The sequence below is a fragment of the Rhodospirillaceae bacterium genome (assembly GCA_018660465.1).
Classification (GTDB): domain Bacteria; phylum Pseudomonadota; class Alphaproteobacteria; order Rhodospirillales; family JABJKH01; genus JABJKH01.
In genome coordinates, this window is the sequence record JABJKH010000077.1 from 1 (window position 1) to 24,716 (window position 24,716).

Annotated in this window: 24 protein-coding genes; 6 read left to right on the forward strand and 18 right to left on the reverse strand. The window is 50.3% G+C overall.

Annotated features, from left to right (window positions below; genetic code table 11):
- The first annotated feature begins 577 nt into the window (after positions 1–577).
- Complete coding sequence (locus HOM51_12120) at positions 578–1,021, forward strand: DUF1465 family protein (GenBank protein MBT5035253.1); 444 nt, start codon at positions 578–580, stop codon at positions 1,019–1,021.
- Between the two features lie 97 nt (positions 1,022–1,118).
- On the opposite strand, the gene HOM51_12125 is transcribed toward HOM51_12120, so the two are convergent.
- A complete protein-coding gene (locus HOM51_12125; GenBank protein MBT5035254.1) occupies positions 1,119–1,316 on the reverse strand; it encodes a hypothetical protein in 198 nt (65 codons plus the stop codon).
- Positions 1,317–1,608: 292 nt separating this feature from the next.
- Between HOM51_12125 and HOM51_12130 the strand changes: the two genes are divergently transcribed.
- From HOM51_12130 to HOM51_12140, 3 genes are all read left to right on the forward strand, one after another.
- On the forward strand, positions 1,609–2,850 hold the full coding sequence (locus HOM51_12130) for an MFS transporter (GenBank protein MBT5035255.1): 1,242 nt from the start codon (positions 1,609–1,611) through the stop codon (positions 2,848–2,850).
- A 785-nt stretch (positions 2,851–3,635) separates the two neighbouring features.
- A complete protein-coding gene (locus tag HOM51_12135) occupies positions 3,636–5,522 on the forward strand; it encodes a cyclic nucleotide-binding domain-containing protein (protein ID MBT5035256.1) in 1,887 nt (628 codons plus the stop codon).
- A 101-nt stretch (positions 5,523–5,623) separates the two neighbouring features.
- Positions 5,624–7,504 (forward strand): cyclic nucleotide-binding domain-containing protein, encoded by a 1,881-nt coding sequence (locus tag HOM51_12140; GenBank protein MBT5035257.1) that lies wholly within the window; start codon positions 5,624–5,626, stop codon positions 7,502–7,504.
- 9 nt (positions 7,505–7,513) lie between these two features.
- On the opposite strand, the gene HOM51_12145 is transcribed toward HOM51_12140, so the two are convergent.
- On the reverse strand, positions 7,514–7,717 hold the full coding sequence (locus tag HOM51_12145; GenBank protein ID MBT5035258.1) for a hypothetical protein: 204 nt from the start codon (positions 7,715–7,717) through the stop codon (positions 7,514–7,516).
- 518 nt (positions 7,718–8,235) lie between these two features.
- Between HOM51_12145 and HOM51_12150 the strand changes: the two genes are divergently transcribed.
- Entirely contained in the window at positions 8,236–10,080 is a 1,845-nt protein-coding gene (locus HOM51_12150) for an ABC transporter ATP-binding protein/permease (protein ID MBT5035259.1), read from the forward strand.
- A gap of 364 nt (positions 10,081–10,444) precedes the next feature.
- Here the strand turns inward: HOM51_12150 and HOM51_12155 are convergent, their stop codons facing one another.
- From HOM51_12155 to mnmA, 4 genes are all read right to left on the reverse strand, one after another.
- A complete protein-coding gene (locus HOM51_12155; GenBank protein MBT5035260.1) occupies positions 10,445–10,918 on the reverse strand; it encodes a hypothetical protein in 474 nt (157 codons plus the stop codon).
- A 504-nt stretch (positions 10,919–11,422) separates the two neighbouring features.
- Positions 11,423–12,085 carry a toxin-activating lysine-acyltransferase gene (locus HOM51_12160; protein MBT5035261.1) on the reverse strand — a complete coding sequence of 221 codons (663 nt, stop codon included), beginning with the start codon at positions 12,083–12,085 and terminating at the stop codon, positions 11,423–11,425.
- Between the two features lie 658 nt (positions 12,086–12,743).
- Positions 12,744–13,103: a hypothetical protein gene (locus tag HOM51_12165; protein ID MBT5035262.1), complete on the reverse strand. Its 360-nt coding sequence runs from the start codon at positions 13,101–13,103 to the stop codon at positions 12,744–12,746.
- A 23-nt stretch (positions 13,104–13,126) separates the two neighbouring features.
- Positions 13,127–14,230, reverse strand: coding sequence for a tRNA 2-thiouridine(34) synthase MnmA (mnmA, locus tag HOM51_12170; GenBank protein ID MBT5035263.1), 1,104 nt, complete (start codon positions 14,228–14,230; stop codon positions 13,127–13,129).
- A 140-nt stretch (positions 14,231–14,370) separates the two neighbouring features.
- On the opposite strand from mnmA, the gene HOM51_12175 reads away from it, so the two are divergent.
- Complete coding sequence (locus tag HOM51_12175; GenBank protein MBT5035264.1) at positions 14,371–14,691, forward strand: parvulin peptidyl-prolyl isomerase; 321 nt, start codon at positions 14,371–14,373, stop codon at positions 14,689–14,691.
- Here HOM51_12175 and HOM51_12180 read toward each other — a convergent pair whose 3' ends face one another.
- The 12 genes from HOM51_12180 to cysE form a co-directional block, all read right to left on the reverse strand.
- Entirely contained in the window at positions 14,692–15,024 is a 333-nt protein-coding gene (locus HOM51_12180) for a 2Fe-2S iron-sulfur cluster binding domain-containing protein (GenBank protein ID MBT5035265.1), read from the reverse strand.
- Complete coding sequence (locus tag HOM51_12185; protein MBT5035266.1) at positions 15,024–16,238, reverse strand: IscS subfamily cysteine desulfurase; 1,215 nt, start codon at positions 16,236–16,238, stop codon at positions 15,024–15,026. Before HOM51_12185 ends, HOM51_12180 begins: the two co-directional genes overlap by 1 nt.
- A 2-nt stretch (positions 16,239–16,240) precedes the next feature.
- Positions 16,241–16,576 carry an iron-sulfur cluster assembly accessory protein gene (locus HOM51_12190; protein ID MBT5035267.1) on the reverse strand — a complete coding sequence of 112 codons (336 nt, stop codon included), beginning with the start codon at positions 16,574–16,576 and terminating at the stop codon, positions 16,241–16,243.
- A 32-nt stretch (positions 16,577–16,608) separates the two neighbouring features.
- Positions 16,609–17,001 carry an SUF system Fe-S cluster assembly protein gene (locus tag HOM51_12195; protein ID MBT5035268.1) on the reverse strand — a complete coding sequence of 131 codons (393 nt, stop codon included), beginning with the start codon at positions 16,999–17,001 and terminating at the stop codon, positions 16,609–16,611.
- 46 nt (positions 17,002–17,047) lie between these two features.
- Positions 17,048–17,521 carry an SUF system NifU family Fe-S cluster assembly protein gene (locus tag HOM51_12200; GenBank protein MBT5035269.1) on the reverse strand — a complete coding sequence of 158 codons (474 nt, stop codon included), beginning with the start codon at positions 17,519–17,521 and terminating at the stop codon, positions 17,048–17,050.
- A complete protein-coding gene (locus HOM51_12205; GenBank protein ID MBT5035270.1) occupies positions 17,521–18,789 on the reverse strand; it encodes a cysteine desulfurase in 1,269 nt (422 codons plus the stop codon). The genes HOM51_12200 and HOM51_12205 overlap by 1 nt, the downstream gene beginning before the upstream one ends.
- Before the next feature lies 1 nt (position 18,790).
- Entirely contained in the window at positions 18,791–19,882 is a 1,092-nt protein-coding gene (gene sufD / locus HOM51_12210) for a Fe-S cluster assembly protein SufD (protein ID MBT5035271.1), read from the reverse strand.
- Between the two features lie 2 nt (positions 19,883–19,884).
- Positions 19,885–20,634: a Fe-S cluster assembly ATPase SufC gene (gene sufC / locus HOM51_12215; protein MBT5035272.1), complete on the reverse strand. Its 750-nt coding sequence runs from the start codon at positions 20,632–20,634 to the stop codon at positions 19,885–19,887.
- Positions 20,635–20,636: 2 nt separating this feature from the next.
- Positions 20,637–22,109 (reverse strand): Fe-S cluster assembly protein SufB, encoded by a 1,473-nt coding sequence (sufB, locus tag HOM51_12220; GenBank protein MBT5035273.1) that lies wholly within the window; start codon positions 22,107–22,109, stop codon positions 20,637–20,639.
- Positions 22,109–23,242, reverse strand: a complete 1,134-nt coding sequence (locus HOM51_12225; protein ID MBT5035274.1) for a cysteine desulfurase — start codon at positions 23,240–23,242, stop codon at positions 22,109–22,111. The genes sufB and HOM51_12225 overlap by 1 nt, the downstream gene beginning before the upstream one ends.
- 17 nt (positions 23,243–23,259) lie before the next feature.
- A complete protein-coding gene (locus tag HOM51_12230; GenBank protein ID MBT5035275.1) occupies positions 23,260–23,733 on the reverse strand; it encodes an Rrf2 family transcriptional regulator in 474 nt (157 codons plus the stop codon).
- A 67-nt stretch (positions 23,734–23,800) separates the two neighbouring features.
- Positions 23,801–24,550, reverse strand: a complete 750-nt coding sequence (cysE, locus tag HOM51_12235; protein ID MBT5035276.1) for a serine O-acetyltransferase — start codon at positions 24,548–24,550, stop codon at positions 23,801–23,803.
- Positions 24,551–24,716: the final 166 nt, after the last annotated feature.

Here is a 24,716-nt window from a genome sequence, read left to right on the forward strand (position 1 = left end):
GTATCCCCAGCCGTATAGTCATTTGGGGAAACCTATCGTCTTGTCTAGGAAACTTGAAATGTCCTTCTATTTATACGGATTGCGAGAGTATTTTGACCGCATTACGAAATAAAGTTGAGAAATCTGCAACCATTAGTGGGCGGTGATTGTGGTAAAATAAACGACAAGGTTTGTCTTTGACCGAAGGATAGTTTATTGTAATAACAATGGGTTAAGAGATTTCATCATAACGAATAAAGGATGAAATCTTATAGAGTTGGTTACATAGTTATTACATAGTTTTAGAAAAAGTAATGAAATCAATAGGTTATGAGTTATTCACTATTGAGTGGGAATAAGCCAATTTGTTACGAATTGTCGGCGACGTTATCCCTAAATTTAGAAATAAAATTACTAAATTTAGGGGCAAATTGGGAATTTAGTGCTAAATATAGCAATTTATTAATAGAATTGAAATGTCCAGTCGGGTAGACTTAGCCCTAGGGGGAGTGTGAATGGGGCTTGGGCTGCGACGATAACGCACCCGGTTAGTAGAATCCCAAACAAGCACATAATTTTGTGATTGAAGGGGCAGTTGATGACGACACAATTACATCTTCCAATCGTCGAAAAGACTTTTGAAGAAACGCTCGGCCTGCTGAGTGAAACCCGGGACTGGGTTGAAGGTAATATAAATTCAGCCAATCGGCCGCCGCCAAACGAGCGCTTCGAAATTATGACTCATCAATGCCGGGTGGTTACTCGACTTGAATGGGTCATGGCCTGGCTTATGTTTCGCAAGGCCGTCTCCACCGGCGAAATTAATGAAACCCACGCCCAGGAAGAAATAGAGCCGTTAAACGGGCAAGAATACTGCCTATCCCAACATGACCGAACGATCAACTATTTGCCACACCGGCTTGAACAGCTATTGGATTCTAGCCACGAACTTTATGCTCGGGTGGCCAGACTGGACGCCATGATCCGAGGGGTTGGATTTTCCAGTAGTGAGGGCGATGCCTTTTCTCCAGTGCCGAATTAGAACACCCTTATTAAATTATTAGGGGAGCCCTGTCCTATTTGATACCGGTGACTGAGACAATCGTTAAACGATGCATGAATGCTTGAAGGTTTCGCCTCTACGCGTCGGTTTCCGATATAACTCGTGTTACATTGCCACTTGAATCGGACACCGCCTTACTCAATTTCATTCCCGGACCACGGTAAAAATCACACCGGCCTAAGCCATTCTCTGTAAATATTTTACCACTTTCTTCACAATAATCCGTACATTTGGAGCACCATTGAGTATCACCACACGCTAATTTTTGTGCCATCACATATATTCCCTTGCTCTAAACTAATTTTTTTTACAATTGATCGACATGCTAACAACCAGGCCATTCGACCAAACCGTATGATTTTGTGATGCCAACGTAATTGACCTTAATCAATTCAGATATGTTCGAGTCGACAATCATAGATGCTGAGACTGACCGATGTTTCCCGATTTATATTTCAGGGTAGCCGATAAAATCTTTGCCCCCTCCCAATCCAAGCAGTAATCTCCCTCTACTCATTTCACCCGTTCCATTTCCCTGGCCAAAAAAATTTAACGGAGATTGCCGCTTGTCTGCCCTAAATTTCTCGTCCGCGCGCCGTGTAGACGGCCAAAGTTCTGTCATGCTGGTGGGGCTTGGTCACGGAGCCATCCATTGGGTGGCGGCCACCTATATCCTGTTGATGGAATTCATCCGAACTGATCTGGGCCTCACTTACCTAGAAACGACATTTTTTGGCACGATATTTTATATCGCCTCGTTCTCCACAAACCTATTCAGTGGGCCGGCAATCGACCTGTTCGGTCGACGCGTTATTTTTCAGGGAATATCCTTAATTATCGGTGCGGTTGCCCTGGCTTTGTTCATCATGAGCCCGAATTACGCAGTATTGTGTGCCCTAATCGCGGTTATTGGGATGTCTAACAACCTGTGGCATCCGGCCGCAATTTCCTTTTTATCATCCAGACATCCTGAGAGCCGTGGATACGTTCTGGCCATTCATGCATCCGGCGCCAACCTAGGCGACCTTATTGCACCTGCGGTCGTGGGTGCCTTGATGATGTGGCTCGGTGTGTGGCAGACAACGGCGGCAATCGCGACAATTCCAGTATTTGTGGTCGCAGCGATCATCTTTATTTATTTGCTGCCTAAAGATACTCCCCTGGAAAAGCCAGAAACGCCGAAAGGCTCTTCTTCCCTCAGTGGGTATTTTTCCGGATTTTCCAGCGCCTTTAAAAATCGATTGGTCTTAGGTCTGGCGCTTATGGCCGGATTTAGAAGCATGGCGCAAACCGGGCTTTTGATTTTTGTGCCCCTATATGTCGCGAGCCGCTTTGGCGGCGATGCCCTCGCCATGGGTGCCGCGATGTCTGTCATGCAGATCGGTGGGCTCATTGCGGGACTCATCGCAGGAACGGTGTCAGACACTGTTGGCCGGAAGCCAATCGCCTTAGGAGGAACTTTATCAACAACTCTGGTTATATTTGCGCTGGCGTTTATAGATAATCAGACGGTGTTTGTCGTTGGCGTTGCCATCCTCGGATTCTTCCTCTACGCCATACGGCCCGTCGTCCATAGCTGGTTAATGGATATGGTTCCACCGCACTTAGGCGGTTCCGCCACCAGCGTTATGTTTGGCACCCAAAGCATACTTTCCACGCTGACGCCGATCATCGGTGGCTTAATTGCCGATGCGTATGGATTGGTATATGTCTTCTATTTCCTGGCCGGCCTGATGTTAATTTCTAATCTAATTACCATGACCCTGCCAAATACAGGGAAGCCCGCCGATTCGGCACCAAACGCGTAATTTCGGGTTAACATTACGGGTTTATCTGTTCCTTATGCGCAAAATTTAGCACATTATTTTTGCATTGAATCACACTGATTCTCAACGCCTTACACCATATTTAGTTATGGCTCCTCCACCCTGTCACTATATGCATGTTGACTCTTCAGCTTCTGCCTTCAGAATCAACTTAACGTCTTTTGAGGGAGGCACGGCTATATGCTTCATTCAGTTTATAATACCTTACGGCGGCTCCTAGGTATCAGGCGGTCGCGGCGCGCCATGGTGATGGTTCAATTCCCGCCTTATGCGTTCAGATACCCGGCACGAAGCTAATTATCTGCTTGTTTTCAGAGCAAATGGTGGAGGTGTTTACTCTTCGTTAACCATAATTTGACAGTATTTTCGGTGAGTTATCGACTGTTCATTCGTCTTCGGCGTGGCAACAGCGTCACACCAAGATGTGCCATGATATGGGGGAGATACGTTCTATGAGCCGCCTTGCATACGACGTCCGTTACAACACAGACGAGTCTGTTGAACATGTGACTTCCTGGCTCCGCACGCATTGCAATGGTGCTTGGAGGCTAGAAGGCGGAAACGCCCTCGAAAAAGGCCGGGCCTGGAAAAGCCTGAAGGTGTTTTTCGAATTTGAAAGCGATATTGGAGAACTCTGTCGGCTTGCATCTTCGAATCGCCCACACACAGCATAATACCAAATTGCGGTAATAAGTAATTCACTTGCGGGTATTTGCCGTGCCGATTATCGTTTCGCAGAGCAACATTTTAGCGGAACGGTTTGGTTTATGGCGAAGTCAGGTTTTACCAGTTACACCTATGAAGTCTTTTATCAAGCAAACGGCAGATGGACTGTCGATTTGGCCTGCACAAACCGGCAGGAGGCAATAGCGCGTTCAGACGTTCTGTTGAACGCCAATAAATACGAAGCTGTTAAAGTCACGCGGGAAAATGACGCCACCGGCAAAGTCGAAAACATACTCGAAGAAAGCACGGGACAAAAATCCGATAAAGTCATCAAGATTGCTCCGATTGAAGAAGCGCCTGTCTGCAAAGAACTCTCAGACTATTACCAGTTCGACTCCCGCCGCACTATTGGTCGCCTGATGCGGCAATATTTGGACGATCAGTTTATAACTTCGTTCGAACTTTTATTCGATCTTGGTCGTATGAATATGCTTGAGCGAAACGACACCCTGCTCAGTAAAGCCATGCAACGGGTTGGTTCGCTGCAAGCGAAATCGGTCGGCACCAAACCACATGAGCGAGTTGATGTGCTTTACCGTGATTTCAGCCAAATCAAGGACCGTGCGCGAGAGTCACGCGACAATCAGAAATATGCAGATATTCTAAAGGCAGGCGGAATGTCGGCGCTGATCAAAGAAGTGACTGAAGCCATCACGCCGGAAAACCATGATCAATTTATACTGGGGGCGTTGGCGTCCTGTGTATCAAAAGGACGCGACTGGGACTCCAAGCTGGAAATACTCATCGACTTGGCCGAACCCGAGACAGATGAAACAGCCCTCGCCTATCTGGATGATGTTATCGCCGAAATTCTCGATGCACCGTCGGCGGTCAACGAGTTAATCGGCCGCCAGACCGATGCCGCTGCGGCATACCGAACGCTTATACATTTGAGCGCCGGACGGGCGCAGGTGCCGGACTATCTAAGAAGCTGCTTGAAACACCTCAATTTATTAATGGCGGAAAAGAATCTTCCCGTTTCCAAGGGCATATTATTGGATCGGGTTTGTCGCGGGCTCAAGAGTGTAACCCCCCTTACCAAAGAAGGTTTCGAAGCTGATAAAGCTGCCTTTTCGACTCTCATTCGCTACACCATCGGTCTTGCTGGCCTGGAGGGCGACAAAGATATGGCAGAGGCCGTTGTACTACGGGCTAAGAGCTTAATGGGAGATGACGGCGCTGACCTACCCGTTGATCAAACGATTGGTAATGTATTGAACTTCTTTCCTAATCGCGCGATCAAACTGGGGTTTTTGTTAGATTTGAGTCGAACCGAGTTGATGAAAACCTATGCCACCGTCATCCTCACGTCCCTTCTGAGCTTAGTCGAGCAATTAAAAAATCTATCATCCTTGTTTCCATCTGAGACCAGTACCGAATTGATTATTGCCTCTGTTGACGCCCTGAGAGAAAAACTCGGAATGGGCGGCATACCTGAGGATATGCAAAAATCCTTTGCTTCCTCTTTGGACCGTTTGGTTAAAGAACGCGAAGCCTCTGACGCCGCATCAAAGAATAAAAATCTTTCAAAATATTTTGCGGTAGATGATGAAAAGGAAACGATGCTCAAGGTGCCGAGCGTTCCAAAAAACGCGAGTTCAGGCGATATTCTTTTTAATGAAGGAGACGAAGGTACAGAAGCTTACATCGTGAAGAAGGGCGAGGTTGAAATCTTTCGAAGATTGGGTAACCGCGAAATTGTCTTAGCGACGCTAGGACCGGGATCCATTATCGGCGAAATGTCGCTGATCGATAATCAGCCACGGATGGCATCCGGACGCGCCCTAACGAACACTGAATTGCTCACCATATCCCAGAGAAATTTGCACTATCGGTTGGAGAAGGTCGAATCTAACGATCAGGTATTGCGGCGTCTGTTGGATGTCCTGGTTGAGAGAGCACGGGGCTATGTTCGAACGGCAGAATAGCCGTGTATTATTCATTCAGCATGCTACATACTCGATGAATTGTTATAGAACTTAACAAAAATTAGCCGGTCATATTAATTTTTACACGAGGGTTCTAAACCATGGCCTCCAGACCAAAAAAATCATCAAGCTACGAAATTATGGTCCAAAATAATGGCAGTTGGACCATTGATAACGTCCAGTATGACGAAATGGAGGCCCTTAAGCTTGCAGAGGAATTGCTAGGCTCTAAAAAATTTGATGCTGTTAAGATCAATCGGGTTACCACGGCGACCGGCTATGAACAGGTTATATACGAAGAAAATTCGGCAAAAGATAAATCAGGCCCCAAGATCACGCCCATTGACGACGCCCCAGTTTGCAAAGAATTTAAGGACTACTACGGATTCTCATCTCGCAAAATCATTGGTCGCTTGCTGCGCCAATATTTGGACGAGCATTTCATTACACCGTTAGAACTCCTGTTCAATACCGGCTACCTGAACATGCTGGAACGCAATGATACCCTCTATAGCCAAGGAATGCAGCAAGTCGCAGGAGCACAGGCACGAGCGACCGGGGAAAAGCCACTAGATCGGGTTGGCGAACTTTATAAAGCATTCGCCCAAGTCAAAGATCGGGCGCGTGAAGTCAACGATGCCCGCGAGAACGTTACGACCCTGAAAGAAAAAGGCCTGCCGGTTCTAATAACTGAAATCAGCAGTACAATTTCGCCTGAAAACCGAGAGACCTTCATCTATGGTGCCCTCGCCGGATATTTGTCGGAAGCTGGCGACTGGGACACAAAACTTGGCTTACTGCTTGACTTGGCGGAGCAAGATCTTGGGCCAAATGTGATACGCTACGTGGATGAGGCGATTGCCGATATCCTTACTGGACCCGCAGCTGTAAACGACTTGATAGGACGGCAAGATCACGCGGCGGGGGCTTATACGACGCTAGCGCGCTTAAGTGCTGGTCGCTATCAGGTGCCAAAACATTTCCGGAATTGCTTGGGTCGCCTGAATGATCTTTTTAAAGCAAAGGACATGCCTTGTGCGAAAAGCGTTTTATTGGATCGGGTCTCAAGCGGACTTTCCGGCATTACCCCGCTCACGAAGCAAAGCGGCTCTGACGAAAATTCCGTTTTTATAAAACTCATCCGAGACATTATGGGAATGGCTGGGCTAGAAGGTGGCCCCCGCATGTGCGAGGCCGCGTGCCTCCGCGCCAAGATGGTTCTCGGCAAAGACGAAGGCGACTTGACTGCGGGACAATCGATCGAGCAATTGATGTTCCTGATGCCAAACAAAGCCATTCAATTGGGCTTTTTGCTGGATCTCAGCCAAACCAAGTTTTGCGATAACAATCGGCCTGAGGTTATGGGCAGCCTGATGCGACTGGTTCAGTCTCTGACATCTGTCGCCTCGCTGGCACCACAAGGCAGCACCCAGGATGTCCTGGTCAGAACTGTTGAGGCGTTAATGGAAAAGCTGGGCATGGGCGACTTGCCCGAAGAAATGCGGAATGCCTTAAATGCCTCTTTAGAAGGTTTACTGAAACAAGGTCAAACTGCTGGAATAGACGAGCCAAGTCGTGCAGTATTCACCGATATTAACGAAGAGCAGACGAGAAAAATATTGTCACCAAAAAGCAACAAGCGGTCAGCCAAAACCGGAGATGTCATCTTCAACGAAGGTGAAGAAGGTACTGAGGCCTATATTGTATCCTCGGGTGAGGTCGAAATTTATCGCCAGAGTGGCAACAAAGAAGCGATCCTGGCTGTCCTGGGTCAGGGGTCAATTATTGGTGAAATGTCATTAATCGATAACCAGCCCCGAATGGCATCCGCTAGGGCGCTGGAGAACACAGAACTTCTTATCATTTCACAAGAAAACCTATCCGTCCGCTTAAATCGCTTGGGGCAGAACGATAAGGTGCTCCGTCAGGTGATGGATGTCTTGGTGGAACGCGCACGCGGTCATGCTAGGTCGGCAGAATAGATATAGGCTCTAATTCGGCAATTCATGCGGCGGTGGGCCGAAGACAGCCACGTTATCAATGACCATGACAATTCGCTTCCACATCCGGTAGCCGTCCATATTCCCGTCGATAAGAAGCTCGCCCGCACGCATGGTCGCGATTGAAGACGCGTCCAGGCCGTGTTCTTCGATCAAAAGGTCTGCCGATTGATAAATTTCAGCGTCGCTTAACATATTTATACTCTCCCCCATACGCGAACTATAGGAATCACCCGTAAACGCATGGTTAACGGGATAAGTGAACGATCCGTTTTATTGTCCTCAGATAAAATTCAGGACGATCGATAGAAACCCAGCATTCGTAGATAAGAAGCAACCAATTTAGAACAAGAATTCATTACTTTATGCCACGCCGACTATCGTATTTGGATATGGCAATTACCTACGTGACACCAAATCGAGTACTGAAATTTAAATTACACACAAAATATTGTTGCAATATTATTATAATCGTATATATTGTGTGCACTGGGTAGCTTTACTCAGTTAGGGTCTTAGGACCCTGCGTCATCCTGACGCGAATCCTCCCTGTTAGACTTGCCGGGCCTTCGGGCCCGGTCTTTTCGTGGGTATATTTCTTTTAATAAAATTTTTCGAATGCTGCCAAAATTGGCGCATACGACCGCAATTCTTTGCGCCTGGGACTTTACGTTTGGGCAGAAAAGGTCGACAAAGTTACTATTATGAGACACATGAGCTTCCCAGACGATACCGGCCCCAGGAACGATCTTCAGACGATCCGCTCCCTGATCCCGTATCTCTGGCCGATTGGCGAAATGGGACTTCGAGTCCGGGTGATCTTGGCCATCATACTGATGATTACCGCCAAGGGGATCAATGTCGTCGTGCCGGTATTCTTCAAGCACGCAGTGGATGCGCTATCGGTAGGCACCTCTGCCGTCTTGGCGGTACCAGTCGGACTGCTGGTTGCGTATGGTATGACCCGAGTGCTAGCGCATGCGTTTGGCGAGCTACGCGATGCAGTATTCGCAAAGGTCGCTCAGCGGGCAATTCGTCTGGCTGGGCTCCGAACCTTCCGCCACCTGCATCGGCTTTCCATGCAGTTTCATTTAGACCGTCAAACTGGTGGCATCAGTCGAGCGGTCGAACGCGGCACCAAGGGTATCGAATTCCTACTGACCTTCATGCTGTTCAATATTCTGCCGACCTTGATCGAAATCCTTCTCGTCTGCGGAATCTTGTGGACACTTTACAATGTCTGGTTTGCCCTGGTTACGCTTGGAACAATTACCGGCTACATCGTTTGGACGCTTTCCATAACCGAATGGCGGATTAAGTTTCGCCGCCGCATGAACGAGACCGACAGCGAAGCCAACACCAAGGCCATCGACAGCTTGTTGAACTTTGAGACCGTCAAATACTTCGGCAACGAAGAACACGAAGCCCGCCGCTTTGACGGAGCACTCCAGGCCTATGAGAAAGCGGCCATCGACAGCAAGACATCCTTGTCGCTGCTGAACATCGGCCAAGGCGCGATTATTTCCATCGGGCTCACGGTGGTCATGATCATGGCCGGTCAAGGTGTCGCGGCTGGGACCATGACGATTGGTGATTTTGTGCTGGTGAACGCGTATCTCATTCAACTGTACATGCCGCTTAATTTTCTGGGGTTTGTTTACCGGGAAATCAAACGATCCCTCATTGATATGGAGACGATGTTCGGCCTTCTGGGAAAAACACCGGGAATTCAAGACAGCGATCATGCAACAAACCTCAGCGTCAGTGGCGGCAACATCGAATTTCGCAATGTCTCGTTCCGCTACGACCCCCGCCGCCCTGTCATCAACGATATTTCCTTTAAGGTCCCGGCGGGGAAAACCGTCGCCATCGTCGGACCGAGTGGGTCCGGAAAATCAACTATCTCTCGTATTCTGTTCCGCTTCTATGATGTGGACGAAGGCGACGTCTTGATCGATGGCCAGGACGTCCGAACTGTCACCCAAGACAGTTTGCGTGCCGCAATCGGCATCGTCCCGCAGGATACCGTCCTGTTCAATGACACGGTCTATTACAACATCGCTTATGGCAATCCAGGTGCAACGCCCGCCGAAGTCGAAGACGCCGCCCGCCATGCGGCCATCCACGATTTTGTCATGAACCAGCCAGACGGCTACCAAACCAAAGTCGGCGAACGCGGCCTGAAATTATCCGGTGGCGAAAAACAACGCGTCGCCATCGCCCGCACGATCCTGAAGCAACCCAAAATCATGTTGTTCGATGAAGCAACTTCCGCCCTCGACACCCACACCGAAAAAGAAATTCAAGAAAGCCTCCGCAAAGTCTCCGAAGGCCGCACCACGTTAATGATCGCCCACCGCCTATCCACCGTGGTGGACGCAGACGAGATCATCGTCCTGGATGCCGGAAAAATCTCCGAACGCGGCAGCCACACCGACCTCCTAATCCAAGATGGTCCCTACGCCAAAATGTGGGCGCGCCAACAGGAAGCGCAGGAGGCGTTGGAGGTGTTGGAGGAAGCGGGGATTATGGATGGGGAGACTGAGGCGGCGGAGTAAGCGCGAGGTCCCCACTCAACTCAGCATCCTTCGAGACGCGGCAAGCGCGGCTCCTCAGGATGAGGACGTTTTATTTTATTTTTCATTATTAATTTCAGCACCTTACTTAACACCCTCATCCTGAGGAGGCTGCAAAGCAGCCGTCTCGAAGGACGCTCAGCGGCACGGCCTTACCATGGAACATTCAAAAGTTGAGATCCCGTTTGCCTATTGAGCCTAAAAGGGATTTTACACAACCACCTAGGTGCCAGAATTCACGATTCAAGACCTGACCCCTTGTCTCGCTACTGTCCAATACACTCTCACTAATCATGATATTTTCCAAATAAAAACAATATTTTATAAATACTAATTTTGTTAAAAATTAATACATATAGAATTTTTTGTTCATTAGTAGTATAAATAAAGAATAAACCACAATGTAAAATATATAAACAATTAACGGCACCACGGAAGATACAGCAAAAATATTGACCAAATTACTATTGCTGGATACAAGAGACGAACCACCTGTTCCGCCCCCAATAAAAACTGGGACCGTCGAAAAAATTACGAAAAGTGCCAACATGACTACAACTGCGAAAAATGCTTCACCGACCGTTTTTTTCCATCCCCCATAATTGAAAACAAGGTGCTCAGTACTCTCTCTAATTTGATAAAAATGTATTACTGGAGAAATAAATGTTAGTCCAATACAAATTAAACCAACGCAATAACTGAAAATATAAATATTAGATATTAATTTTCCTGTATTTATTCCTCCCAATTCAGCACCTTCTTCTAGATATTTACTGTAGGCTGGAATCAACCCGCTAATTTTTTTTATTGAAGACGACACCCATTCCGCCCAAACTAAATATGTAGATTCGAATAACTCGAACGAAATTATCGAAAACAAGGCGTATGAATTAGGAACTAAAAAAATAATGAATATACAAAAGAGAGGTGACGACCAAAGACAATATCTTTGGTTGTATTCATCCGGTGGTGGCAAGAATATAAATTCGTAGTAGCTTAATCTTTTTTTTAAAAAATTGTACGAAACAAAAAATGATAATAACTGTATAATTTTCGGATCTACATTTCCCGAAAATGATTTTTTGAATAACTTCAGTTCCCAAAATACAATAAGCATTAACACGAAGCCATAAATGCCTATGAATGGCACGGCCCAGCTCGCATTTGTAATAAGGCCAATAAGACACCCAGCGGCAAACCCAACCCAGGGTAGGCGGTACTTAGATATATCTAATATTGTTCCTTTAAACGGGATCGACACGCTTAGACCTCTCTTCATCACATTAATTGTTATAGTTTGATCTAGGTTGTGATCAGATAATAATTACCACTCTACCACCGCCAGCCCGTCCCCATCTGGTGCAGGCTGGAGTGTCTTCACCTTCTCCCCCTTAAACACTTTTTCGCGGAGTTCCTTGAGAATGACCTCGTTGCCGCCTAAGGGCGCGACGAGGTCGATGAGCCAGAGTTCGCCGCCGTCTGTCTTCCATTCATCGGGTTTGATCTTGCGCGCACCTTGGGTGAGGCGTTCGGCGGCGTCTTTGCCGAGATAGGCCCAGGATGCATAGGCGATGGGGCGGCCGTCTTTGCGGAACAGGCGAAATTGCTGGGTCATGATCGCCGGCATCACCAACCACTCAAGATCAGCCATAAAGAAATGCTTGTGCAACGGGCTCTGGCACATCAGCCCCACCACTTGGCCCAGCACCTCGGTGGGTGAGGGTTGGCGGGAAGCAGGTTGTTCGACTTGCGCCGCCACAGGTTGCGCCATGACCTCGGGCTTCGCGGCTGTCGGTTTCCGAGGTGCCTGACCGGCGGTCTTTGTCTTGGCTCCGGTCTTGCCACCCCCAGTTTTTCCGTGGTTGGTTGCTTTGGTAGGTGCCTTCCGCGATTTCTTTTTACCGACCGACTTTGCCGGAGCCTGTCCGCTTGCCCTCTTGCCCGCCACCGATACACCCCCGTTGTTTGCCGCCATGCCTTCGGTCATTAATTAGTTCCTTACATCAAATGTCGCACGTCTGGCCAACCACCAGAGCTTATCCGAGCGCTCCGGTCATGCCTGTTAATATTTCTCATCTTTTGTGCTTTCCCGAAGCCTTCCGGACTGCGAGTCATATCTTCTTCCCCCAATTATGCATTGCATCTCAACACACAGCCGCCTTCCCATCAATTTTTAACGTCTCCCAATTTCAAGACCTCATTCAGACTTGCATCCTGCCCGTCGGCTTTAAAACATCAGTACAGTGTAGTTGAAAGCCCCCCGGACTATTTGATCTCTGATATCTAATTATCATTATCTAAGAAATTATTCTTCAGTCATATAATTTCTAAAATGATTATGTATTTTGGAAGTTAACAAAAAGAGAGGGGTCACAAAAGAGAGGGGTCAAAAAGAGAGGGGTCAGGTCTTGGATCGTGAATTTTCTCTCGACGATCCAGCTTTACCGTCTGCCTGTTACCTTACCACTGAGGAAACTGAGAACACTGAGGATTCACTGAGAAGGTTCTTATTAGCCCTTTCCCACTTCGCAATTTCCCCGACATCAAAATGAAACCCTTCCGTTTCCGTCGCTGTGTTCTCGTATGTTTCCGAAGATGGATTTTTTGGAGATACTGAGCGGTGTTACGCGGGCGGGAGAAACAGCTCACAGAGTCCCAATCGACTCCATCAGCTTATTCTTGAGGTTTTCGCCTTGGGATTGGCTGTCCCAGTTTTGCATTAAGACAACGGAAATTGAGGCCTTTACCTTTACCGCTTCACCTAAGGCGCGGTGGATGCGGCGGAAGCCGTCGGGATTGTTTTCCCGGTACGGGCGGCCTTCGATATATTTGCCGACGTTCTGCGATAATTCTTTGGTATAGGTAGAGAGGCTGGTGTACTTGCCGATATGGATTCCGCCGCCATCGACAATAATTGCCGCAATGCCGCTTTTCGCCAGATCAATTCCGGGCATCACAAGAACCGATGATGCGTCCAACGGTGCGTTTAGTTTAATCTCCACCATGGCTCTTCTCCGCCGTTGGGCGGTTAATCTCTTACGATCCAGCCGCCACCTAAAACTCTACTTCCGTCATAAAACACACATGCTTGGCCCGGTGCAATACCCGCTTGTGGATCATGGAGAATAACTTTTGCGCTGTCATCCGTCAGCGCGATCACCGTTGCATCGACTAATTTCTGGGTCGAGCGAAGCTTTACCTGAACATCTAATCCCTTTTCGGATAAATTGTTAGGACCCAACCAGTTCACATCCGCTACTCGAAGCGCTTTTTCCACCAATGCCTCTCTTGGTCCGGCAACAACCCGGTGGAATTCAGGTTCTAATCGAATGACATACAAAGGCTCACCCGCAGCGATGCCCATGCCCTTTCGCTGACCGACGGTAAAATTGATGATGCCATCGTGCTGGCCAATGACATTTCCCTCTAGGTCGACGATATCGCCTGGGTCCAACGCACCAGGGCGAAGCTTCTCAACAACATCGGCATAAGACCCATTTGGCACGAAGCAAATATCCTGGCTGTCCGGCTTTTCTGATACCGCCAAGCCGTACTTCCGCGCCAAGTCACGGGTTGCGCCTTTATCCAAGCCGCCTAAGGGAAAGCGGAGATAATCCAACTGTTCCGGAGTGGTCGCAAAGAGGAAGTAGCTCTGGTCCTTGCCGTCGTCGATGCCGCGGTGGAGTTCAGGACCACCTGTGCCCAGTTCTCTGCGCACGTAGTGACCTGTGGCCAGTGCATCAGCGCCCAAATCTTTGGCAGTTCCTAACAGGTCTCTAAACTTTACCGTCTGGTTGCAGCGCACGCACGGGATCGGGGTTTCACCGCGCAGGTAGCTATCGGCAAAGTCATCGATCACCGATTGGCGGAACTTACTTTCGTAGTCCAACACGTAATGGGGAATACCGACAGTTTCGGCGACCCGGCGGGCATCCGCAATGTCTGCGCCCGCACAGCAACTGCCCGGGCGCTCCACCGCCTCACCGTGGTCGTAAAGCTGCAACGTGATGCCGACGACGTCGTAGCCTTCATCCGCCAGCATGGCTGCTGTGACGGAACTATCAACGCCGCCCGACATGGCCACCACCACGCGGGTTTCTGAAACCGGCTTATCTAATCCAATTGAGTTCATGGGCGGGAATATAAGCCTTCCAAAATTCAATACAAGAGCAGGTGAATTATCATGGTATTTGCAGTCGGGCGCTTTATATCCTAAGAGAGACCCCGAACGGCATAAACGCCGCCCACTTATTTGTTACATCAGAGGAAAATATGGCTGATAAAATTAAAGCTTCCCACATTCTAATTGCGACCGCTGACGGTGAACGGTCCCGTTCGCAACTCTCCGCCGAAGACGCCGAGGCGAAAATCAAAGAGTTAAAAGAAGAACTCGATAACGGTGCCGACTTTGGCGAATTAGCAAAAGCGAATTCAGACTGCCCGTCAGGCGCAGACGGCGGCGACCTCGGCTTCTTTGGTCCCAATGACATGGTTCCAAGCTTCGGAGCGGCGGCGTTTAAACTAGAAAAAGGCGAAGCCAGCGACGTCGTTAAAACCTCTTTCGGCTTTCACCTGATTCTTCGCACCGGGTAATTACTCCAAAAGCATATTCCGAACATCGGACGGCAGGGCAACGGTCAGGCCGTCCAGTTCGGGTGTCATGGTGATTTGACACGCGAGCCTGGAGGTCCGCTGCAGACCGAAGGCGAGGCAAAGCATGTCTTCTTCCTCCTCACCCGCTTCTGGTAACTTATCGTACCAATCTTTATCGACGATCACATGGCAGGTCGAACACGCCATGCAGCCTTCGCATGAGCCCTCAATATCGATGCTGCTGCGGTGGGCGACATCCAAGACCGTCAATCCTTCCGGCGCATCAACTTCCAGGCGCTGACCATCAGAGCCAACAAACGTCATCTTTAGCATTAAGCGGAAACCTTATTCTCTGGATTAGACACACGCAGTTGGGCGACGTTTTCGACAATCGTCTCAACCGCAATTTCAATATCGGCGACCGTCGTGAACCGCCCCAGGCCAATCCGCACACAAGCGAATGCCAGCGCGTCGCTGACCCCTAAAGCCTTCAGAACATACGACGGCGCGACATCGCCAGACGTACAGGCCGATCCACTGGAAACAGAAATTCCCTTCAAGCCCGCAATCAGGCCCGCGCCATCAACATGGTCAAAACTAAAATTTAAATTTCCGGGAATGCGCAGATCGCTGTTGCCATTCAAATAGACATCGGGCACCCGGCCCATGACGCCTTGATAAAGCATGTCCTTAAGACGCCCCAACCTGACGGCTTCATCACCCAGTTCTTGTTCTGCGATGGCACAGGCTTCCCCCATGCCGACACACAGCGGCGTTGAGAGAGTCCCAGAGCGCATGCCGCGTTCTTGTCCACCGCCTTTGAACAGAGGCTCCAACCGTACTCGGGGGCGACGGCGGACATACAGCACACCAATCCCCATGGGGCCATAGACTTTATGACCTGAAATGCTCAGCAGGTCGATGTTCATGGAATTCACATCTAAGGGGATTTTGCCCACGGCCTGGGCCGCATCGGTGTGAAAGTACACGCCCCGTTCGCGGCAGATGGCCCCGATCTCCGCCATCGGTTGAATGACGCCAATTTCGTTGTGCACGGCCATGATCGAAACCAGGGCTGTATTCTCGGTGATCGCTTCTTTCAGGTGGTTCAAATCCAGCAGACCGTCCGGTCCAACCTCTAAAAACGTAACCTCAAACCCTTCTCGCTCCATATACTTACAGGCTTCGAGCACACATTTATGCTCTGTCACCGCTGTAATGATATGGTTCTTGCGTTCCCCGTAAAACCGGCCAACGCCTTGAATGGCGAGGTTGTTGGATTCTGTAGCACCCGACGTAAAAACAATTTCCCGAGGCTCAGCCCCAATTAAAGACGCAATCTGTTCGCGTGCTTTATCAACCGCCTCTTCCGCTTCCCAGCCATAGAAATGACTGGTCGATGCGGGGTTTCCCAATTTTTCTGAGAAGTAAGGCAGCATCGCCTCGACAACACGTGGGTCCGTCGGCGTGGTCGCTTGGTAATCCAGATAGACCGGCGCGTTTCTTTCGGGAAGTTCCACCGGCGGTCGAAGGGATGGATCGGTCATCTTCAGACGTTAAAGCTCTCGCCGCAGCCGCAGAGGCTTTTTGCATTGGGATTGTTAAACGTAAAATGCGCGGCCAGCTTGTCTTCTACATAGTCCATTTCCGTACCAATAAGATACATTACCGCCATGGGATCAACGTAGACTTTGACTCCATTTGTCAGGACTTCTTCGTCCGCAGAATCTACCTCTTGGGCATAATCGACGGTGTAGCTCATGCCATTGCAGCCGCGCGTGTTTACGCCCAGACGCAGGCCTTCAACAGGTGCGTCAGATTGCGCCATCAGAAACTTAATCCGTTCCGCAGCAGCATCGGTAATGGTCAAAATAGGCTCAGCCATAATCGCTCCGTATCGTTGTCTTTATTATAGTCCTAAAACATGCCAAGCGCGAGTTTCGCGTCTTCAGTCATGCGGTCAGGTGTCCACGCAGGCTCCCACACAATCTTAACGTCAACCACGCCGAGGCCTTCAACTTGCGCCACTGCATTCGCGACCATCCCCGGCATTTCACCTGCCACGGGGCAGCCAGGTGCCGTCAGCGACATGGTAATCGCAACATCACCTTGGTCGGTAATGTCATGGGTGTAGATCAAACCCAGATCATAAATATTAACCGGGATTTCAGGATCGTAGACCGTACGTATCGCTTCAATAAGCTCAGCCTGATCCGAAATTTCTACGCCGTCGGGCAAGGGGCCACCTGCCTTGGCCGTAAATTCCTCTAACGAACCCCCAGGCGGGAGCATATGGTCATCGTAGGGCATATGTTGGTCTATGGGTGCATCTTTGTTCATTCTATTCTTCCTGCTGCTACTCAGTCGTTACTTCGCCACCATCAACAACGGCGGCGGTCATTGTGTGCCAAGCCAAGGTCGCGCACTTAACGCGAACTGGAAATTCTTTGACGCCGGACAGCATTTGCAATCGCTCAATGGCGTCTTCATCTAACTCATCAGTGGCGCCTTCAAAATCAAAATCATCCTTAGTGCACATGCTTTGAAAATCGTCGGATAATTTCTGCGCCTCGGCGACGGTCTTGCCCTTTAAAATTTCCGTCATCATTGAAGCTGAGGCGACAGAGATCGCGCAGCCCCTCCCGAAGAAGGAAACATCCGCAATACTTCCGGCGTCATCCACCTTAAGAAAGACATCCAAGGTATCACCGCACATTGGATTGTTGCCATGCGCCATGTGGCTCGCGCCTTCAAGCGGATGGCAGTTCCTGGGGTTCTTGCCGTGATCTAGGATCACTTCTTGGTAAAGGTCTCTGAGATCTTCAAACATCAGCCAAAAATCTCCTGAACCGCATTAAGGGCTTCGACCAACAGATCAACCTCATCCTTGGTATTATAAATTCCAAACGATGCCCGGGCTGTGGCCGTGACGCCGAAGCGGTCCATCACCGGCTGTGCACAATGATGGCCTGCGCGAACGGCAACCCCTGCCCGGTCGACAATGGTGCCGACATCATGGGAATGCGCCGCATCCATCACGAACGAGATGATACTGGCTTTTTCCTTGGCCGTGCCGTGGATGTGTAGGCCGGGAACTTCCAGCAACTGAGCCGTTGCATATTCCAACAAAGCATGCTCGTGGGCGGCAATATTATCGAGGCCAAGTGCCGTGATATAATCGATAGCAGCGCCCAGCCCAATTGTTTCAACAATCGCGGGTGTGCCAGCTTCAAACCGATGCGGCGCGTCGGCGAATTCTGTTTTTTCCAGGGTGACAGAACGGATCATGTCGCCACCTGTCTGATACGGTGGCATGGCGTTCAGAAGATCAAGCTTGCCGTACAGCACACCAATCCCGGTTGGACCATAGAGCTTATGGCCTGAGAAGACGTAGAAATCTGCATCCAATGCCTGAACATCAACCTTCATATGCGGCACAGCCTGGCAGCCATCGACCAGCACCAAAGCACCCACCTCATGAGCCAGACGAATAATCTCCGCCATCGGTGTGATGGTGCCGAGAGCGTTTGAAATATGCGTGACGGCGACGAGCTTGGTCCGGGGACCGAGCATCTTTTCGTACGCGTCCATCAGGAAATGGCCTTCGTCGTCAATCGGAACGACTTTAAGCACAATCCCCATTTCGTCCCGCAACATCTGCCAGGGCACGATGTTCGCATGGTGCTCCATGTGCGATATGATGACCTCGTCACCTTCGCTCAAGTGGGTACGGCCATGGGTGGCGGCGACAAGATTGATTGCCTCCGTCGCGCCTCTCACAAAAACGATTTCATTGTCAGAGGCGGCGTTAATAAACGTCGCGACTTTCCTGCGGGCTTCTTCATAGGCGTCGGTCGAAAGTTGGCTCAAACGATGCACACCGCGATGCACATTCGCATAATAGGTGCTCATGACTTCAGTCATGGTATCGATGACGGCTTGGGGTTTGAGCGCGCTTGCGCCGTTGTCCAAGTAGACCAGCGGCTTGCCGTAGACTTCTTGATGCAGGGCCGGGAAATCTTTCCGCACTTGTGCTACGTCGTAGGCATTACTGCCCGCGTTCGGAGTCATTTCAACAACGTTGGAGGCATTCGTCATATCAATTTTCCTCCGACAACCAGCTTGAAATCATGTCCGCCAGGACTACGCTGATATCGTCCGCTTCGATATTTTCTAAGGCTTCGCCCAGGAACGATTCGATTAGCAAACTTCGCGCCCGCTTTTCAGGCACGCCGCGAGACCGCAAATAGAACAGCGCCGTCTCATCGATTTCACCGACCGTCGCACCATGGGCACATTTCACATCGTCGGCATAGATTTCCAGTTCCGGCTTGGCGTTCACTTCCGCATCGTCTGAGAGCAACAGTGTCTTACAGTGCTGCCGTCCATCCGTCTTTTGCGCGTCTTTATGAACAACGATCTTGCCTTGAAAGACCGACCGCGCCTTGTCATCCAGCACGCCTTTAAAGACTTCGCTACATGCAGTGTGGGGCACCAAGTGATCAACGATGGTGGTGTTGTCACAGTGCTGGCTGCCACGAATCAAGGTCGGACCGTTTAGGCCACAGGACGCGCCCTCGCCTTCCAACCTGACATTGATGTCGTTACGCGATAGCTTGGCGCCGATGGATAAGGTGCAAGCCTCATAGCCGCCATCCCGCGCGACCTGCGCGTGAACGTTGGAGAGGTGATAGGCTTCAGAACCTTCAGCTTGGACTTTAATATGGTTGAGCTTGGCACCTTGTCCGACATTGATCTTTGTCTCGCCATTGGAAAAATAAACGCCATCGCCAAGACCAATATGATATTCCAAGACCGTGGCGCGGCTGTTGTCTTCAAGGTCGATGCGCATACGCGGGGCGTAGGTCACTGCGGCATCGCTTATACCGCCGACAAAGACCACCTCGACCGGCTGATCTACTTCGACCCCAGCTGCAACACGTAAGACAAAGCCGTCTTTGGTAATTTCAATCATGCCGCCCGCGACTTCGGAAAGAGCTTCATTCAAATGACCATTCACAAACACTAGCCGAGCCGCAGAGTTCGAGACTAAGCTCGGCGCTTGGTCGAGACTTGGTGAATCAGGTGTCGTTAAAAATTCGATCTGACCCAGGGCGCGCAGGTTCGTGTACTTCCAAGCCTCAAGCCTGGGAGTCGGCAACCCTTCAATCGTGAACGTCTCTTGCGCCATATCTAAGCCGCGACCTCCGCATAATCGGCGTAGCCGTTTTCTTCCAGCTCCAATGCCAACTCCTTGCCGCCGGAGCGTTGAATTTTACCATGTGCCAAAACGTGCACGTAATCCGGCACAATGTAATCCAGCAAGCGCTGGTAATGCGTGATCATCAGCATTGCCCGATCAGGGGAGCGCAGCAAATTGACGCCATCGGCCACGACTTTTAAGGCATCGATGTCGAGGCCGCTGTCGGTCTCATCCATGACAGCCAGGCTTGGTTCCAGCATCGCCATTTGCAAAATCTCGTTACGCTTTTTCTCACCGCCAGAGAAGCCGACGTTGACGGCTCGCTTCAGCATGTCGTCATTGATGCCCAGTTCCTTGGTCTTAGCGCGCACCATTTTAACAAACTGCATCGCATCGTACGGGTCTTCGCCGCGGTATTTGCGCACGGCATTCACGGCTTCTTTTAAGAACGTCGTATTGGGAACACCCGGAATTTCGACCGGATATTGAAACGCCAAGAAGATGCCTTCAGCCGCGCGATCTTCAGGTGCTAAGTCCAACAGGTCTTTGCCCTTATAGATCACGTCGCCCTTAGTGACTTCATAGCCATCGCGTCCGGCAAGCACGTAGCTCAGCGTACTTTTCCCCGATCCGTTAGGCCCCATGATGGCGTGGACTTCGCCCGCGTTTATAGACAGGTCAATCCCCTTGAGGATTTCCTTGCCGTCAACAGTCGCGTGCAGGTTTTTAATTTCAAGCATAGTTATCCGACACTTCCTTCTAGACTAATGCCGACCAGCTTTTGTGCTTCGACGGCGAATTCCATGGGCAGTTGCTGCAAGACTTCGCGGCAGAACCCGTTAACGACAAGTGCGACCGCGTCTTCTTCACCGATACCGCGTTGGCGCAGATAGAACAGCTGGTCCTCACTGATCTTCGATGTGGTCGCTTCATGTTCGACGACCGCATTTTTGTTTTTGCTTTCGATGTAAGGGATCGTGTGCGCACCACATTGATCACCGATCAAAAGCGAATCGCACTGGGTATAGTTCCTGGCACCATTCGCCTTTGACGATACCCGAACGAGACCGCGATAGGTTTGATCCGCCCGACCTGCCGATATCCCCTTGGAGATAATTTTGGAGGACGTGTTCTTGCCCAAGTGAATCATCTTGGTGCCGGTATCGGCTTGCTGCATGTTGTTGGTGATGGCGATGGAATAGAACTCACCCACGGAATTGTCACCCTGCAAGATGCAGCTTGGATACTTCCAAGTGATGGCAGAGCCGGTTTCAACTTGGGTCCATGAGACTTTAGAATTCTTCCCCCGGCACGCCGCCCGCTTGGTCACGAAATTATAGATGCCGCCTTTGCCTTCCGCGTCACCCGGATACCAGTTCTGCACCGTTGAATATTTGATCTCGGCATCATCCATGATGATCAGTTCGACCACCGCTGCGTGAAGTTGGTTCTCGTCCCGCATGGGTGCCGTGCAACCTTCAAGATAACTCACGTACGAGCCTTCATCCGCAATGATCAGCGTGCGTTCAAACTGCCCCGTATTCTCCGCATTAATTCGGAAGTACGTTGAAAGTTCCATCGGGCATTTTACGCCCTTTGGGATGTAGACGAATGATCCGTCAGTAAACACTGCCGCGTTCAGTGCGGCGTGCTTATTGTCCGTATAGGGCACCACGCTGCCCATATATTTTTTAACCAGTTCAGGGCAACGTTCGATGGCTTCTGAAATCGGGCAAAACAGAACGCCGACTTCTTCAAGTTTACCTTTGAATGTCGTCGCAACAGAAACACTATCGAACACCGCATCAACGGCCACACCGGCGAGGCGTTCCTGCTCGTACAAGGGAATGCCCAGCTTTTCATAAGTCTCCAACAATTCAGGATCAACTTCGTCCAAGCTTTTGGGTTTGTCGTCCAGAGACTTAGGTGCGGAATAATAATAGGCGTCCTGGTAGTCAATCGGTGGGAACTCAGGCTTCGCCCACTCGGGCTCCGGCATGGTCAGCCAATGACGATACGCTTTTAGCCGCGCATCCAGCATCCATTCCGGCTCGTTCTTCTTGGCCGAAATGAAGCGCACGATATCTTCGCTCAAACCCTTAGGTGCCTGATCGGATTCAATGTCTGTGACGAAACCGTACTTATACTTCTGGCCTGCCAGTTGTTCTGATAATTCGTCTTTTTGTTGTTGGGCTTGATCCGCGCGCGGTGCCATTAAACTTGTCTCCCTAATTTTTTTGGCTCAGCAGCACCAAGCCGTCCGTAAAGCGCTGACCACGCTTCTACGAACCGATCAATATCCGCATCTTCTGTCGTCCATCCAAGGCTGACTCGAATGGCGTTTTCAGTCTCAGGCAGGTCCGGCGTCATTGCTTCTAGGACATGACTTATGGCGACCTTTCCCGATGAACAGGCAGAACCCGCACTCACCGAAACACCGTCTAAATCCAACGCCATCACCTGGGTCTCGCTATCAACCCCGGGCATCGCGATGCAGCTGGTGTTCGGTAGCCTATCGGCACCCGCGCCAAAAATTTGGGCGTCGGGGGAAATTTCAAGGATACGACGTTCCAAATCATTCCTCCTCCACGCGAGGGCGGCAAAACTCTTAACTTTATCCGCAGCGATCTCAGCTGCTTTTCCAAATCCCGCAATAGCTGGCAGATTTTCCGTTCCAGGCCGCAGTCCCTTCTCCTGACCGCCGCCGAAGCTTACGCCAGTTAAGGCAGCACGAGGCGTCGCGATGAGCGCACCTACCCCCATCGGGCCACCAATTTTATGAGCCGACAAGGTCATCAAATCCACGCCGAGGCCCGTCAGTTGAACGGGTATCTTGCCAGCGGCTTGTACCGCATCCGTATGCAGCAGTGCGCCGTAACGGCGGCAAATTTCGCCAATCGCTTGAACCGGTTGAATGACGCCTGTTTCGTTATTCGCCAGCATGACCGATACCAACGCCAACCCGTCTTCCTTGGCTAATAACCTTTCAAGCGCCTCCATATCAATTATGCCATCGGTATCTACAGGAATAATTTCAACTTCCCGTTTAGCCTCAAGAACAGACAAATGTTCCACAGCTGACACCAACACACGCATACGGCTACCGCCACGGATAGCTAGATTATTGGCTTCGGTTCCGCCACTGGTAAACACCACATCTGTTTCACCGGCACCGACAAGGGCTGCCACTCTAGATCGCGCATCTTCAATTATGCGACGTGCGGCACGACCTTCACGGTGTACTGATGAGGCATTGCCAACCAGAGACAGCGCCTCAACCACGGCCTCGATTGCTTCTGGCCGCGCCGGCGTGGTCGCATTGTGATCTAAGTAGACGGTTGTCTTCATGGAATTTCCGATCAGCACTATTCGGCCGCCGCGCACGGCTCCAGTAGGCTTGTTCGATGTAGGGTTCCGCTGGTGCCTAGAACCCGTCGTTTGCAGACATCGTCCAGAGAGATGGAACTAAGATACAAGTGAATTTGATTGCCCAGTTCTTCCCATAGATCATGGGTTAAACAGCGACTTCGATCCGACGTGCAGCCTTCCGCCGAACCCGGCGTACAGCGAGTGGTCGAAAGTGGCTCATTCACTGCCAAAACAATGTCAGAAATTCGCAGGTCACTTGCGTCTCTGGAGAGCAAATAGCCGCCGCCGGGTCCGCGCACACTTTTAACAACGCCGCCCTTGCGCAACTTGCTGAACAATTGCTCCAAATATGAAAGAGAAATTTCCTGCCGCTCTGCCACATCTGCAAGCGAAACCGGGTCTCCATGGCTATTAGAAGCCAGATCGGTCATCGCCATGACGGCGTAACGCCCCTTGGTACTTAATTTCACCTCAATCCTCCTCTTGCTTCAACGCGTTTACTTTCATACATCTGGCAACAATGCCTGTGGGAATAAATCAGGACTTGCCGCCGGATACGATTTTGTTTCGTTTGTCACCGTCCGAAGGCTTTTCTCCGTCGTATTCTTGGAGCCTGCTCTCAAGTTCGCCGACCTTGCTAATTAAAGACGCGACCTGACCACGTAGCTCTTCGATGGTCGTTAGCACCACGTCAGGGCAACCGTCAGCTGGTTCGCCATAGGCGACAAACTCATGAGATTTTGATTTATCCTTTGGCATTACCACCCGAGCCGGAATCCCGACCGCCGTCATGCCCGCTGGCACGTCCTTGGTCACCACAGCGTTAGAACCGACACGGGCTTCTTTGCCTACGGTGATCGGGCCCAAAATTTGCGCACCAGACCCAACAATGGCACCATCCATCAAGGTCGGATGGCGCTTCACATTAACCTGAGATGCAGAGTCCACAGAAGGCGAAATTCCGCCGAGAGTCACGTCATGGTAAATCGTCACGTCATCGCCGACTTCCGACGTTTCACCAATGACGACGCCAGTGCCATGATCGATTACAAATCGCCGTCCGATCTTGGCTGCTGGATGGATCTCAATTCCAGTTAAGACCTTCCCGATGTGCGAGATTAACCGCCCTAACACGCGCCAGCCACGCCGCCACAATCCGTGAGACAGCCGGTAATACATCAAGGCGTGCAGACCCGGATAGCACAAAATCACCTCTAACTTAGAGTGTGCCGCAGGGTCACGGGCCATAAACGCATCTATATCTTCTCGAATCCGCTTGAAAATCATGGGCTCTGCTATATCTTATTGGAACGCGTGAATATTTTGCGATCAAAGGCGCTCCGCGCCTGAGTTCGTTTGCGAATACCTTCAATCACACTATGCGGTATATAGGATGTCCGACTTAATTGGTCAAGTATCGCACTTAAATCTTCGGAAAATTAACGTATTTATA